General features: G+C 57.7%; 15 protein-coding genes and 1 tRNA gene. 4 read left to right on the forward strand and 12 right to left on the reverse strand.

Features of this window, described 5'->3' with window-relative positions; genetic code table 11:
* Positions 1-2: 2 nt before the first annotated feature.
* The 6 genes from iscA to trmJ all read right to left on the reverse strand — a co-directional run bounded on the left by iscA (position 3) and on the right by trmJ (position 4,461).
* A complete protein-coding gene (gene iscA, locus HX805_RS05345) occupies positions 3-326 on the reverse strand; it encodes an iron-sulfur cluster assembly protein IscA (protein WP_003209680.1) in 324 nt (107 codons plus the stop codon).
* A 28-nt stretch (positions 327-354) separates the two neighbouring features.
* Positions 355-741 (reverse strand): Fe-S cluster assembly scaffold IscU, encoded by a 387-nt coding sequence (gene iscU / locus HX805_RS05350; RefSeq protein ID WP_003209682.1) that lies wholly within the window; start codon positions 739-741, stop codon positions 355-357.
* A 102-nt stretch (positions 742-843) separates the two neighbouring features.
* Entirely contained in the window at positions 844-2,058 is a 1,215-nt protein-coding gene (locus tag HX805_RS05355; protein ID WP_008438290.1) for an IscS subfamily cysteine desulfurase, read from the reverse strand.
* Between the two features lie 50 nt (positions 2,059-2,108).
* Positions 2,109-2,600, reverse strand: coding sequence for a Fe-S cluster assembly transcriptional regulator IscR (gene iscR / locus HX805_RS05360; protein WP_003210305.1), 492 nt, complete (start codon positions 2,598-2,600; stop codon positions 2,109-2,111).
* 302 nt (positions 2,601-2,902) lie between these two features.
* Positions 2,903-3,688, reverse strand: coding sequence for a serine O-acetyltransferase (cysE, locus tag HX805_RS05365; protein ID WP_008438291.1), 786 nt, complete (start codon positions 3,686-3,688; stop codon positions 2,903-2,905).
* A gap of 2 nt (positions 3,689-3,690) precedes the next feature.
* Positions 3,691-4,461 carry a tRNA (cytosine(32)/uridine(32)-2'-O)-methyltransferase TrmJ gene (gene trmJ / locus HX805_RS05370; protein ID WP_003210307.1) on the reverse strand — a complete coding sequence of 257 codons (771 nt, stop codon included), beginning with the start codon at positions 4,459-4,461 and terminating at the stop codon, positions 3,691-3,693.
* Between the two features lie 145 nt (positions 4,462-4,606).
* Here trmJ and suhB point away from each other — a divergent pair, with 145 nt between their 5' ends.
* The gene (gene suhB / locus HX805_RS05375; RefSeq protein WP_003175971.1) at positions 4,607-5,422 is read left to right on the forward strand and encodes an inositol-phosphate phosphatase; all 816 of its coding nucleotides are present in this window, start codon (positions 4,607-4,609) and stop codon (positions 5,420-5,422) included.
* A gap of 51 nt (positions 5,423-5,473) precedes the next feature.
* Here suhB and HX805_RS05380 read toward each other — a convergent pair whose 3' ends face one another.
* From HX805_RS05380 to queA, 6 genes are all read right to left on the reverse strand, one after another.
* Positions 5,474-6,022: a glycine zipper 2TM domain-containing protein gene (locus tag HX805_RS05380; RefSeq protein WP_003210309.1), complete on the reverse strand. Its 549-nt coding sequence runs from the start codon at positions 6,020-6,022 to the stop codon at positions 5,474-5,476.
* 123 nt (positions 6,023-6,145) lie between these two features.
* Positions 6,146-7,060: a protein translocase subunit SecF gene (gene secF / locus HX805_RS05385; RefSeq protein WP_003210311.1), complete on the reverse strand. Its 915-nt coding sequence runs from the start codon at positions 7,058-7,060 to the stop codon at positions 6,146-6,148.
* Positions 7,061-7,069: 9 nt separating this feature from the next.
* The gene (secD, locus tag HX805_RS05390; RefSeq protein ID WP_003210312.1) at positions 7,070-8,938 is read right to left on the reverse strand and encodes a protein translocase subunit SecD; all 1,869 of its coding nucleotides are present in this window, start codon (positions 8,936-8,938) and stop codon (positions 7,070-7,072) included.
* A gap of 62 nt (positions 8,939-9,000) precedes the next feature.
* Complete coding sequence (gene yajC / locus HX805_RS05395; RefSeq protein ID WP_003175975.1) at positions 9,001-9,339, reverse strand: preprotein translocase subunit YajC; 339 nt, start codon at positions 9,337-9,339, stop codon at positions 9,001-9,003.
* A 43-nt stretch (positions 9,340-9,382) separates the two neighbouring features.
* Entirely contained in the window at positions 9,383-10,498 is a 1,116-nt protein-coding gene (gene tgt, locus HX805_RS05400; protein WP_166742186.1) for a tRNA guanosine(34) transglycosylase Tgt, read from the reverse strand.
* Positions 10,499-10,503: 5 nt separating this feature from the next.
* A complete protein-coding gene (queA, locus tag HX805_RS05405) occupies positions 10,504-11,553 on the reverse strand; it encodes a tRNA preQ1(34) S-adenosylmethionine ribosyltransferase-isomerase QueA (protein ID WP_008438293.1) in 1,050 nt (349 codons plus the stop codon).
* Positions 11,554-11,661: 108 nt separating this feature from the next.
* Here queA and HX805_RS05410 point away from each other — a divergent pair.
* From HX805_RS05410 to HX805_RS05420, 3 genes are all read left to right on the forward strand, one after another.
* A tRNA-Leu gene (locus HX805_RS05410) sits at positions 11,662-11,746 on the forward strand.
* 632 nt (positions 11,747-12,378) lie between these two features.
* Positions 12,379-13,044 (forward strand): acetyltransferase, encoded by a 666-nt coding sequence (locus HX805_RS05415; RefSeq protein WP_008438437.1) that lies wholly within the window; start codon positions 12,379-12,381, stop codon positions 13,042-13,044.
* Positions 13,044-13,475: a MaoC family dehydratase gene (locus HX805_RS05420; RefSeq protein ID WP_087695135.1), complete on the forward strand. Its 432-nt coding sequence runs from the start codon at positions 13,044-13,046 to the stop codon at positions 13,473-13,475. Before HX805_RS05415 ends, HX805_RS05420 begins: the two co-directional genes overlap by 1 nt.
* The last annotated feature ends 34 nt before the right edge of the window (positions 13,476-13,509 follow it).

Below are 13,509 nucleotides of genomic sequence, written 5' to 3' on the forward strand. Positions count from 1 at the left end.
CCTCAGATGTTGAAGCTTTCGCCGCAGCCACATTCACCGCGTACGTTGGGGTTGTTGAACTTGAAGCCTTCGTTCAACCCTTCCTTGACGAAATCGAGTTCGGTGCCGTCCAGGTAGGTCAGGCTTTTCGGGTCGATGATCACCTTTTCGCCGTGACTCTCGAACACCTGATCTTCCTCGACCACCTCGTCGACAAACTCCAGCACGTAGGCAAGGCCGGAACAGCCCGTGGTGCGCACACCCAGACGAATCCCCTCACCTTTACCGCGCCCATTCAGGGAGCGGCGAATGTGCTGCGCAGCCGCTTCTGTCATGCTGATAGCCATCGTGACTCCTTACTCGTCGCCAAATTGCTTAGATCAAGCCTTTCTTCTGCTTGTAGTCGCGAACGGCCGCCTTGATGGCGTCTTCCGCGAGTACCGAGCAGTGGATTTTCACTGGCGGCAAGGCCAGTTCTTCGGCCAGTTGGGTGTTGCTGATAGTCACAGCCTCATCCAGGGTCTTGCCTTTCATCCATTCGGTCGCCAGGGAGCTGGAGGCGATGGCCGAACCGCAACCGTAGGTCTTGAACTTGGCGTCTTCGATAACGCCAGCTTCGTTGACCTTGATCTGCAGGCGCATAACGTCGCCGCACGCCGGAGCGCCGACCATGCCGGTGCCGACATCAGGGTCTTCCGCGTTCATCTTGCCGACGTTGCGCGGGTTTTCGTAGTGGTCGATGACCTTTTCGCTGTAAGCCATGGTACTGAATCCTCACTCATCAGGGCCGCTCTGGAACCCTGCAAACACGCCTGCGTTTTCCGCCACGTCTTTACAGAGCCTTTTGGGTGGCGGCTTCTATATTTAGTGTGCCGCCCACTCGATCTTGGAAATGTCGACACCGTCCTTGTACATGTCCCACAGCGGGGACAAGGTACGCAGCTTGGTGACGGCCTCGCAGACTTTCTGCGCGGCGTAGTCGACTTCTTCTTCGGTGGTGAAACGGCCGAATGTAAAGCGGATCGAGCTGTGAGCCAGTTCGTCGTTGCGGCCCAGGGCGCGCAGGACGTAAGACGGCTCAAGGGAAGCCGAGGTGCAGGCCGAGCCGGACGAAACCGCCAGGTCCTTGAGCGCCATGATCAGCGACTCGCCTTCGACGTAGTTGAAGCTCAAATTCAGGTTGTGCGGTACACGGGCGGTCATGCTGCCGTTGATGTACAGCTCTTCAAGGTGCTCGACCTGCTTGTAGAAGCGATCGCTCAGGGCCTTGATGCGCACGTTTTCGGCAGCCATGTCTTCCTTGGCCACACGGAACGCTTCGCCGATGCCGACGATCTGGTGGGTCGCCAGGGTGCCCGAACGCATGCCGCGCTCGTGACCGCCGCCGTGCATGGTGGCTTCGATACGTACGCGAGGCTTGCGGCTCACGTAGAGCGCGCCAATGCCTTTAGGGCCGTAGGTCTTGTGGGCAGAGAACGACATCAGGTCGACTTTCAGTTTCGACAGGTCAATATCGACCTTGCCGGTGGACTGCGCAGCGTCGACGTGCAGCAACACACCCTTGGAGCGGGTCAGCTCGCCGATGGCGGCGATGTCGTTGATGGTGCCGATTTCGTTGTTCACGTGGATCACGGAAACCAGGATGGTGTCTTCACGCATCGCGGCTTCGATCATCGCAGGGGTCACGATACCGTCGGTGGTTGGCTCGAGGTAGGTAACCTCAAAACCTTCACGCTCCAGTTGGCGCATGGTGTCGAGGACAGCCTTGTGCTCAATCTTGGTGGTGATCAGGTGTTTGCCTTTGGTCGCGTAGAAATGCGCCGCACCCTTGATTGCCAGGTTGTCGGACTCGGTGGCACCGGAGGTCCAGACGATTTCACGTGGGTCGGCATTCACCAGGTCAGCGACCTGGCGACGAGCGTTTTCCACTGCTTCTTCGGCTTTCCAGCCGAAAACGTGGGAACGGGACGCCGGGTTACCGAAGTTTCCGTCAACCAGCAGGCATTCGCTCATCTTTTGCGCGACACGCGGATCAACCGGGGTGGTCGCTGAGTAATCAAGGTAAATCGGCAATTTCATGGACTTTCTCCTAAATCAGGCTGGCTGGCGTGCCGTTAGCTCTTCGGCTGTCACTCGACGGCGGACGCTTCAATCTTGTCCAGACGCGGCGCCTTGGTGTTGCAACGGCGCTGGTCCTGACGCTGGGCTACTTCTTGCACCTCACGGCGAGTCACAAGATCAGCCAAGCTGATACCACTCAAAAACTCATGGATCTGCAGGCTCAGATCACACCACAAGTGGTGCGTGAGGCAGGTGTCACCAGCGTGGCAATCACCCAGCCCCTGGCATTTGGTGGCATCGACGGATTCATTCACCGCGTCGATCACCTGGGCGACCTGGATGCCCTGCATGTCGCGGGACAATTGATAGCCGCCGCCTGGACCACGAACGCTGGAAACCAGATTGCTGCGGCGCAACTTGGCGAACAACTGCTCGAGGTAGGACAGGGAAATGCCTTGGCGCTCGGAGATATCGGCCAGGGACACCGGCCCATTTTGCGCGTGCAAGGCCAGGTCAAGCATGGCGGTCACCGCGTATCGGCCTTTTGTAGTCAGTCTCATGGACAAGTACCAAGGTGTTTCAGAATGGGAGCAAGTATGCGATTCCCGAGTATTTAAGTCAACTATAAGACCTAGTACTTTAGTCAGGAATACCCGTAAAAAGGGCGCGCGAATCATAGCAGGGCGGGACGGGATGGACCAGCGGGAACAGGGCCAAGCGGGAATTCGGGACTAATGAAGGTCAAAATGTGGGAGCGGGCTTGCTCGCGAATGCGGTGATTCAGTCAATATATTCGGTGACTGACGCGCAGCTTTCGCGAGCAAGCCCGCTCCCACATGGGTTTTGCAGTGATTGCGAGACTTCAGCCAGCCTTGGTGGCGGCACTTTCGTCCTTGATCTCGGCGAAGTCTTCCTTGCGCAGCTCAGGCAGATCCTTGGCGCAGTAGCTGCTGCCGAGGTCTTTCAGGGCACCGCACATACCGTCCAGCTTGCCGTCCACCGCTTGCAGGTGATCCAGCAACTGACCGATGGCACGCGCTACCGGGTCAGGCATGTCTTCGCTGACGCCATAGGCATCGAAGCCGATCTTCTCGGCCATGGCCTTGCGCTTGGCTTCCTGCTCATCACCCACTTCCGGCTTGACGATGATCCGCCCCGGAATACCGACAACCGTTGCGCCAGGCGGTACAGCCTTGGTCACCACAGCATTGGAGCCGACCTTGGCGCCCGCACCCACGGTAAACGGACCGAGCACCTTCGCGCCCGCCCCTACTACAACGCCATCTTCCAGCGTAGGGTGGCGCTTGCCTTTGTTCCAGGTTGTGCCACCCAGGGTCACGCCCTGGTAAAGGGTCACGTCATCACCAATCTCGGCGGTCTCACCAATAACGATGCCCATGCCGTGGTCGATAAAGAAACGACGGCCGACCTTGGCGCCCGGATGAATCTCAATCCCGGTCAACCAACGGCCGAAGTTCGATACCAGCCGCGCCAGCCATTTCCAGCCCATGCCCCACAAGGCGCCGGACAGGCGATGGATCCAGATCGCATGCATGCCCGGGTAGCAGGTCAGCACTTCAAAGGCATTGCGCGCCGCCGGGTCACGGTGGAAAACACTCTGGATATCTTCTCGCAAACGCTCGAACATTTTTAATCCTTCCGCTTAAGAAGCTCGCCACGGGCCGCTTTCTGGGTTTCCGTGAGGATGCCACGCAATATATTCATTTCCGCTCGGCTGACCGAGCTGCGTCCGTATAGCCGGCGCAGACGCGCCATCAAGTGCCGCGGCTTTTCCGGATCGAGGAACTCGATGGCCACGAGGGTTTGCTCCAGGTGCTCATAGAATCGCTCCAGCTCGTCCATGGTGGCCAGTTCGCCACTCTTGGTCGATGCAACCTCATCCTTTTCAACCTTGCTTGGCTGGCCTTCAGCGGCCAGCCAGGCCATGCGCACTTCATAGCTCAACACCTGCACCGCTGCCCCGAGGTTCAGCGAACTGAACTCGGGGTCTGATGGGATGTGCACGTGATAATGACATCGCTGCAGCTCTTCATTGGTCAGGCCGGAGTCTTCACGGCCGAATACCAAGGCGATTTCAGCGCCGCCGGCGGCCTCTTCCACGACTTTGGTCCCGCATTCGCGAGGATCCAGCAGCGGCCAGGGGATGCGACGGTCGCGAGCGCTGGTGCCGAGCACGAGGTTGCAGCCGACCAGGGCGTCTTCCAGGGTGGCAACGACCTGGGCTTTTTCGAGGATGTCATTGGCGCCGGACGCGCGCGCATCGGCCTCGTGGTGCGGGAACACACGCGGCTCCACCAGCACCAGGCGCGTCAGCCCCATGTTCTTCATGGCTCGCGCCACGCCGCCGATATTGCCGGGATGACTGGTATTGACGAGGACGACACGGATGTTTTGCAGCAAGGGAGGCGCTCTCGGACACGGGAAAGGGGAGCAAATCTTACAGAACAGCCTAAGGTTATGCCATGAAAGGTAACGTCGTCCTTCACCTGAAGAAAGTTTCTGCTAGAATGCTCGGCTTTCTTTAACAACCTTAGGTGACACATCCATGCAGCCCATGCTGAATATCGCGCTGCGCGCCGCCCGCAGCGCCAGTGAATTGATCTTCCGCTCCATCGAGCGCCTGGATACCATCAAGGTCGACGAAAAAGACGCCAAGGATTACGTATCCGAGGTGGATCGCGCCGCCGAGCAGAAAATCATCGACGCGCTGCGCAAGGCCTACCCTACCCACGGCATCCTCGGTGAAGAAACCGGCCTGCACAAAGGTAGCGGCGAAGGCGAAGACTACCTGTGGATCATCGACCCACTGGATGGCACCACCAACTTCCTGCGCGGTATCCCGCACTTTGCCGTGAGCATTGCCTGCAAATACCGTGGCCGCCTGGAACACGCCGTTGTGCTGGACCCGGTTCGCCAGGAAGAATTCACCGCCAGCCGTGGCCGTGGCGCCCAGTTGAACGGTCGCCGCCTGCGCGTCAGCGGTCGCACCAGCCTCGACGGCGCCCTGCTGGGTACCGGCTTCCCGTTCCGTGACGACCAGATGGACAACCTGGAAAACTACCTGGGCATGTTCCGCGCCCTGGTTGGCCAGACCGCCGGCATCCGTCGCGCCGGCGCAGCCAGCCTGGACCTGGCGTATGTCGCTGCCGGTCGTTTTGATGCGTTCTGGGAGTCGGGCCTGTCCGAGTGGGACATGGCTGCAGGCGCACTGCTGATTCAAGAAGCGGGCGGCCTGGTGAGCGACTTCACCGGTGGTCACGACTTCCTGGAGAAGGGTCACGTGGTTGCCGGCAACACCAAATGCTTCAAGGCAGTCCTGACGGCGATCCAGCCGCATCTGCCGGCTTCGCTGAAGCGCTAAGCGAGCGAGCACAAAAAAGCACCCCTCGGGGTGCTTTTTTTATACCTGGGATTACTGCTGCGGCTGGTTCTGACCGATAACCAGGCGCCCTTCCTTGTCGACGGGGATCTGGTTGCCTGGATCACGATCCATGCGTACGGAGCCTTCCTTGCCGTCCAGGGTGTAACGTACGTCGTACCCGACAACCTTGTCGCTGATGTCATTAACGGTATTACAACGAGTTTGCGTGGTGGTGTAGGTATCGCGGTTCTGCATGCCTTCCTGAACCTTGTTACCAGCGTAACCGCCACCGACCGCACCGGCCACGGTGGCCAGCTTCTTGCCATTACCGCCGCCGACCTGATTACCCAACAGGCCGCCCGCCAGCGCACCGACCACCGTACCGACGATCTGATGCTGATCCTGCACAGGTTTCTGCCGGGTTACGGCAACATCCTTGCAGACTTCACGCGGGGTTTTAATCTGGGTTTTCACCGGCTGCACCGCCAGCACTTGCGCATACTCAGGGCCGCTTTTTACCAGGCTGTAGGTGGCAACAGCACCCCCGGCAGTCACACCGACAGCACCCAATACCGCACCAACCAGTAACGACTTGTTCACGTGAACCTCCTGACCATCACAAACGGACCGAACGATCCGCGCTATACCCAGCCTTGGAGCAAAAAAAAAGGCGCGAGTTCAATACTCGCGCCTTATTTGTAACAGCAGATCAACAATCACCCATCAAGGGCGGTCGTCGACCTCCTTGCCGGTGCTGGCAGGAGGGATCAAGTCTTCGCTGTTGAGGTTCAGCCAGATCAGTACCACGTTGGCGATGTAGATCGACGAGTAGGTACCCGCCAGCACGCCGATGAACAGCGACAGCGAGAAGCCCCACAGGTTGTCGCCACCGAACACCATCAGTGCGGCAATCGCCAGCAAGGTGGAGATCGAAGTCGCCATGGTGCGCAGCAGGGTCTGGGTGGTGGAGATGTTGATGTTCTCGATCAACGTCGCCTTGCGCAGCACCCGGAAGTTCTCACGAACCCGGTCGAATACCACGATGGTGTCGTTGAGGGAGTAGCCAATGATTGCCAGCACCGCCGCCAATACCGTCAGATCGAAGGTGATCTGGAAGTAGGCCAGGATACCCACGGTCACGATCACGTCGTGGATCAGCGACACAATGGCGCCGACACCGAACTTCCACTGAAAGCGGAAAGCCAGGTAGATCATGATGCCGACCAGCGCCATCAGCATGCCGAGGCCGCCCTGGTCGCGCAGCTCTTCACCTACCTGCGGGCCCACGAACTCGACGCGCTTGACCGACGCCGGGTTGTCGCCGCCGACCTTCTGCAAGGCCTCGGCTACCTGGTGACCCAGTTGCGGGTCTTCGCCCGGCATACGCACCAGCAGGTCGGTGGTTGCACCAAAGCTCTGGACGATGGCTTCGTGATAGCCGGCCTTGACCAGCTCGTTGCGCACCAGGCTAACGTCGGCCGGCTTCTCGTAGGTCAGCTCGATGAGCGTACCGCCGGTGAAGTCCAGACCGTAGTTCAGGCCCTTATGGAACCAGCTGAACAACGCCAGAACGGTAAGGAGCATGGTGAAGCCGAACGCAACGTTGCGAACGCCCATGAAGTTGATTGTACGTAACATGGCAGCCCCTTAAATCCACAACTTCTTGAAGTCACGTCCGCCAAAGATCAGGTTGACCATTGCGCGGGTCACCATGATGGCCGTGAACATCGAGGTAAAGATACCGAGGGACATGGTCACCGCAAAACCTTTGACCGGGCCGGTGCCCATGGCAAAGAGAATCCCGCCGACCAACAGGGTGGTCAGGTTGGAGTCGAGAATTGCAGTAAATGCCCGGCCGAAGCCTTCGTTGATTGCCCGTTGCACGGTCATGCCCGCAGCAATCTCTTCACGAATCCGCGAGAAGATCAGTACGTTGGCGTCAACCGCCATACCCATGGTGAGTACGATACCGGCGATACCTGGCAGGGTCAGCGTTGCACCCAGCAGCGACATGAGGGCCAGCAGCATCACCATGTTGCCCGCCAGCGCGACGGTGGCGATGACGCCGAAGAAGCGATAGATGGCGATGATGAACAGGGAGACGAACAGCATGCCCCACAGTGCAGCGTCGATACCCTTGGTGATGTTGTCAGCACCCAGGCTCGGGCCGATGGTACGTTCTTCAGCGAAGTACATCGGGGCGGCCAGACCACCGGCACGCAGCAGCAGCGCCAGTTCGGACGACTCACCCTGGCCGTTCAGGCCGGTGATGCGGAATTGAGCACCCAGCGGCGACTGGATGGTCGCCAGGCTGATGATCTTCTTCTCTTCTTTAAAGGTCTGTACCGGTACGTCTTTCTCGACGCCGTCAACCACTTGCTTGGTGTAGGTGGTGACAGGACGCTGCTCGATGAAGATCACCGCCATGCTGCGACCGACGTTGCTGCGGGTTGCGCGGCTCATCAGTTCGCCGCCGTGGCCATCCAGGCGGATGTTCACTTCAGGCGTACCGTGCTCGCCGAAACCAGCCTTGGCGTCGGTCACCTGGTCACCCGTAATGATCAAGCCACGCTCGATCAGTGCTGGTGGACGATTGCCTTCACGGAACTCGAACTCTTCTGCAGTAGCACGGGTAGCACCCGGCTCAGCCGCCAGGCGGAATTCCAGGTTGGCTGTTTTACCCAGGATACGCTTGGCTTCAGCGGTGTCCTGCACGCCCGGCAGTTCAACCACGATGCGGTTGGCACCCTGGCGCTGAACGATCGGCTCGGCCACACCCAGCTCGTTGACGCGGTTACGTACCGTGGTCAAGTTCTGCTTGATCGAGTATTCACGGATTTCCGCCAGCTTGGCCGGGGTCATCGCCAGACGCAGTACCGCCTGACCATTGAGGTCGGCCGGAACAATGTCGAAATCGTTGAAGTTCTTGCGGATCAGCGCACGGGCCTGTTCGCGGGTTGCTTCGTCAGCAAAGCCCAGTTGGATGGCACCGTTGAGCTGCGGCAGGCTGCGATAACGCAGGCGCTCTTTACGCAGCAGGCTCTTCACATCGCCTTCGTAGACTTTCAGGCGAGCGTCGAGGGCCTTGTCCATGTCCACTTCCAGCAGGAAGTGCACACCACCGGACAAGTCCAGACCCAGCTTCATCGGGTGTGCGCCGATCGCGCGCAGCCATTTTGGCGTGGTCTGTGCCAGGTTCAGTGCGACGACGTAGTCATCACCCATGACCTTGCGCACAACGTCTTTTGCCGGCAATTGGTCTTCTTGCTTGGTCAGGCGCAACAAGCCGCCCTTCGCATCAGCAGCCAAACTTGCCGCTTTAACCTGGATACCCGCGTCGGTGAGCGCTTTGCTCGCACGGTCCAGATCAGCCTGATTGACCTGCAGCGCAGTGCTGGCGCCAGTGATCTGGATAGCCGGGTCATCAGGATAGAGATTGGGAGCGGAATAAATAAAACCGATCGCCAGCACCGCCAGGATCAGTACGTATTTCCACAGAGGGTATTTGTTCAGCATCACGCCGCCCGCTTATAACGCGGGGCGCCTTGCGCGCCCCGTCGATTGGTAAAGGTTGTTACTTAGATCGCTTTGAGCGTGCCTTTTGGCAGCGTGGCAGCGATGGCGCCCTTCTGGAACTTCATTTCTACGGTGTCGGAGACTTCCAGAACCACGAAAGCGTCGGACACTTTAGTGATCTTGCCGGCGATGCCGCCAGTGGTCACGACTTCGTCGCCTTTCTGCAAGCTGCCCAGCAGGTTCTTCTGCTCTTTGGCGCGCTTGGCCTGTGGACGCCAGATCATCAGGTAGAAGATGACCAGGAAGCCGACCAGGAAAATCCACTCAAAACCACCGCCCATAGGACCGGCAGCGGCCGGTGCAGCGGCATCAGCCATGGCATTAGAGATAAAAAAGCTCATTTAGCACTCCAGTTGCAAATAGTGAATCTTAGGGTCGGAAAACTCAGTCCAAGGGCGGCACAGGCAGCCCGCGCTTGGCATAGAAGGCATCGACGAAGGCGGCCAATGTACCCTGTTGAATAGCCTCGCGCAAACCAGCCATCAGGACTTGGTAGTGACGCAAATTGTGGATGGTATTCAACATGCTACCCAGCATTTCCCCACACTTGTCCAGATGGTGCAGATAAGCGCGCGAGAAGTTCTGGCAGGTGTAGCAGTCACAGGTAGGATCCAGCGGCGATTCATCATGGCGATGGAACGCGTTACGGATCTTCAGCACGCCTGTATCGATGAACAGATGCCCATTGCGGGCATTACGGGTTGGCATCACGCAATCGAACATGTCCACACCGCGGCGCACACCCTCTACGAGATCCTCCGGTTTGCCAACGCCCATAAGGTAACGAGGTTTGTCAGCCGGCATCAGGCCCGGCAGGTAATCCAGCACCTTGATCATCTCGTGCTTGGGCTCGCCCACCGACAGGCCGCCGATGGCCAAGCCGTCGAAGCCGATCTTGTCCAGGCCGTCCAGCGAGCGCTTGCGCAAGCTTTCATGCATGCCGCCCTGCACGATACCGAACAGGGCAGCGGTGTTATCGCCATGGGCGTTTTTCGAGCGCTGGGCCCAACGCAACGACAGTTCCATGGAAATCCGCGCGACGTCTTCATCGGCCGGGTACGGCGTGCACTCGTCGAAAATCATCACGATGTCGGAGCCCAGGTCACGTTGCACCTGCATCGACTCTTCCGGGCCCATGAACACTTTGGCGCCGTCCACCGGGGAGGCGAAGGTCACGCCCTCCTCCTTGATCTTGCGCATGGCGCCCAGGCTGAACACCTGGAAACCACCGGAGTCAGTGAGGATCGGGCCTTGCCACTTCATGAAGTCATGCAGGTCGCCATGCTTCTTGATCACTTCGGTGCCCGGGCGCAGCCACAGGTGGAAGGTGTTGCCGAGGATGATCTCGGCGCCCGTGGCGACGATGTCACGCGGCAGCATGCCTTTTACCGTGCCGTAGGTACCGACCGGCATAAAAGCCGGGGTCTCGACGGTACCGCGAGGGAAAGTCAAACGGCCGCGGCGAGCTTTACCATCCGTGGCCAGCAATTCAAACGACATACGACTCATGATTGTTCCTCTGGGCCGCGCGGCGCCGGATTACGGGTGATAAACATCGCATCACCGTAGCTGAAAAAACGGTATCCGTTATCGATGGCGGCTTGATAAGCGGCCATGGTCTCGGGATAACCGGCAAATGCCGACACCAGCATCAACAGCGTGGATTCCGGCAAATGGAAATTGGTCACCAGAGCATCGACCACATGAAACGGCCGGCCCGGGTAGATAAAGATGTCTGTGTCGCCACTGAACGGCTTGAGCACGCCATCGCGCGCCGCGCTTTCCAGCGAGCGCACGCTGGTCGTACCGACCGCCACCACCCGCCCGCCGCGCGCCTTGCACGCTTCAACCGCATCCACGACGTCCTGGCTGACTTCCAGCCACTCGCTGTGCATATGGTGGTCTTCGATGTTATCCACACGCACCGGCTGAAACGTGCCGGCCCCCACGTGCAGGGTCACATAGGCCGTTTCAACGCCTTTGGCGGCAATCGCATCCAGCAGCGGCTGGTCGAAATGCAGCCCCGCCGTCGGTGCAGCCACCGCGCCCAGTCGCTGGGAATACACCGTCTGATAACGCTCGCGGTCCGAGTCTTCATCCGGGCGGTCTATATAAGGAGGCAACGGCATATGGCCGACGCGTTCCAGCAGCGGCAACACTTCCTCGGCAAACCCAAGCTCGAACAACGCATCATGACGGGCCAGCATTTCTGCTTCGCCACCGCCATCGATAAGGATCTTCGAACCCGGTTTCGGCGACTTGCTGGAGCGCACATGGGCCAGCACGCGATGGCTGTCCAGCACCCGCTCCACCAGAATTTCCAGCTTGCCGCCGGATGCTTTCTGGCCAAAAAGGCGAGCCGGAATCACCCGGGTATTGTTGAAAACCATCAAGTCGCCTGGGCGTAAATGCTCAAGCAAATCAGTGAATTGACGGTGTGCGAGGGCACCGCTGACCCCGTCCAGGGTCAGCAGTCGACTGGCGCGACGCTCGGCCAAAGGATGGCGAGCGATCAGCGAATCAGGGAGCTCAAAAGTAAAGTCAGCAACGCGCATGATGGGGTTCGTCTAGCAGGGCCGGGAAGTCTAGCGGAAATAGTGAAAATTGACCATGAAACGTGATTGACCAACGGTAATCTCATCTCTATACTTCGCCGCCATTGAGCCCTGATGGCGGAATTGGTAGACGCGGCGGATTCAAAATCCGTTTTCGAAAGGAGTGGGAGTTCGAGTCTCCCTCGGGGCACCATCTAAAGGTTTCATGTTGTTCTGACATGCTGCTGATACACAGCAAAGCCGGCCACTGCGCCGGCTTTCTTGTTTCTGCTTATCCCTTCTTTTTCCAGTATGTTCCTTGTTGTCTTATTCGGCGTTGATGTATGTTCGCCAAAAATACGAACTTGGCTCCATGAAAATTGAAGCGGTCCGGCATCAAGCGCGCCCTTCTCGCTGACACAGTCCTGTTATCACTTGAACCCGAAGCCAAGCAGTGCTGTGAGACCTATGACGTCGCTCGTACTTACTTCCGTGCGCCGCAAGCAAGCCTGCCAGTCACTGCGGAACATGATCCATGTGCGAGCCAAGGACGCGTCAGGCGACGCCCTGACCGGCCGCTTCAGGCCAGAGCTCAGCACGAAGGTGAGCACCCGGTAGAAGCTCATTACAACAGAACACAGTACAATCAACCCCTTTAGAACCGCCGCCTCTTTACAAGACGATAGACAATCACAAGGAACATCGTCATGCAGCGCATCGTTTTGACGGTATAGCCCAGGCACGATGACAAAAGGCAGGCACACAACAACTCGTCGGTGACGAAGCAATTTCATTCGGGGCCGGCCGTGACTTGACAGCTGCCCAAATTCGTTAAAAGGAGTCAACATGAATACTTATGCAATTGTTGGAGCTGGGGGATTTGGCCGAGAAGTGCTGCCACTCGTAAGAGAGAAACTCGGCGTGCTCAGCGAGGAAAAATTTCAGATTGTATTTGTCGATGATGGATCGCAAGCGGCAGAGATTAACGGCGTAGCAGTGATGACCACCGCTGAATTCAATGCATTGTCATCAGGCGAAAAATTCTTCAACATCGCCATAGGTAATAGCAGGATTCGCGAGCGAATTGCCGCCGAAATGATTTCTTCGGGAGCGCTGCCATTCACAATACACTCCATCAATAACAGTGTAAGTTTAGACTGCAACGTAATAGGTGAGGGCGCAATTTTATGCCCATTCACAACCATTACATCCAATACAAAAATCGGGAAATACTTTCACGCCAACCTGTACTCTTATGTCGCACATGATTGCACGATAGGTGACTTCGTAACTTTCGCACCAAGCGTAAAATGTAACGGTAACGTCACCATAGAAGATCATGCCTATATAGGAACAGGTGCCATTATTAAGCAGGGAACACCAGAAAAACCAATTGTCATTGGTGAAGGGGCTGTTGTTGGGATGGGAGCCGTAGTGACCAAGAGCGTTGCACCGGGCACCGTAGTTGTCGGAAACCCGGCCAAACCACTTCGAAAGGGACTGGGCAGCTGATGAGAGACTTTACCATGGGGTCCGTTCCCATTGCTGAAATTACAGTTGGAATGAAGGCAAGCTACTCTCAAACTATAACGGACGCTGATATCAAGGCATTTGCAGGTATTAGTGGCGACCACAACCCTGTACACGTCGACAGAGAATATGCTGAGGCTTCAAGGTTTGGCAAGCGTATCGCACATGGATTAATGTCTGCTGGTTTTTTCTCTGCCATATTCGGCACAAAAATCCCGGGGCCTGGTTGTGTGTATGTATCGCAGAGCCTGAATTTTTTACGCCCCGTCTATATTGACGACACTATCGTTGCCGAAGTTACAGTAACTAAAGTAGACTTGGAAAAACGCCGAGTTTTTTTCGATACTATCTGTAGCGTAAAAGGCAAGAAAGTCATTAGCGGATCTGCAGAAATCTTTATCCCAAACAAATAGCAACCACCCCGCTTTTTTGGGCGGGGCGGTTTCA

It is taken from the genome of Pseudomonas sp. G5001 (assembly GCF_013385475.1).
Taxonomy (GTDB): domain Bacteria; phylum Pseudomonadota; class Gammaproteobacteria; order Pseudomonadales; family Pseudomonadaceae; genus Aquipseudomonas.

What these genes read in the sequence shown, in the direction of transcription:
- iscA (WP_003209680.1), bottom strand. Translation starts at nt 326, where the DNA reads ATGGCTATCAGCATGACAGAAGCGGCTGCGCAGCACATTCGCCGCTCC.
- iscU (WP_003209682.1), bottom strand. Translation starts at nt 741, where the DNA reads ATGGCTTACAGCGAAAAGGTCATCGACCACTACGAAAACCCGCGCAAC.
- HX805_RS05355 (WP_008438290.1), bottom strand. Translation starts at nt 2,058, where the DNA reads ATGAAATTGCCGATTTACCTTGATTACTCAGCGACCACCCCGGTTGAT.
- iscR (WP_003210305.1), bottom strand. Translation starts at nt 2,600, where the DNA reads ATGAGACTGACTACAAAAGGCCGATACGCGGTGACCGCCATGCTTGAC.
- cysE (WP_008438291.1), bottom strand. Translation starts at nt 3,688, where the DNA reads ATGTTCGAGCGTTTGCGAGAAGATATCCAGAGTGTTTTCCACCGTGAC.
- suhB (WP_003175971.1), top strand. Translation starts at nt 4,607, where the DNA reads ATGCAGCCCATGCTGAATATCGCGCTGCGCGCCGCCCGCAGCGCCAGT.
- secF (WP_003210311.1), bottom strand. Translation starts at nt 7,060, where the DNA reads ATGTTACGTACAATCAACTTCATGGGCGTTCGCAACGTTGCGTTCGGC.
- secD (WP_003210312.1), bottom strand. Translation starts at nt 8,938, where the DNA reads ATGCTGAACAAATACCCTCTGTGGAAATACGTACTGATCCTGGCGGTG.
- yajC (WP_003175975.1), bottom strand. Translation starts at nt 9,339, where the DNA reads ATGAGCTTTTTTATCTCTAATGCCATGGCTGATGCCGCTGCACCGGCC.
- tgt (WP_166742186.1), bottom strand. Translation starts at nt 10,498, where the DNA reads ATGTCGTTTGAATTGCTGGCCACGGATGGTAAAGCTCGCCGCGGCCGT.
- queA (WP_008438293.1), bottom strand. Translation starts at nt 11,553, where the DNA reads ATGCGCGTTGCTGACTTTACTTTTGAGCTCCCTGATTCGCTGATCGCT.
- HX805_RS05415 (WP_008438437.1), top strand. Translation starts at nt 12,379, where the DNA reads ATGAATACTTATGCAATTGTTGGAGCTGGGGGATTTGGCCGAGAAGTG.
- HX805_RS05420 (WP_087695135.1), top strand. Translation starts at nt 13,044, where the DNA reads ATGAGAGACTTTACCATGGGGTCCGTTCCCATTGCTGAAATTACAGTT.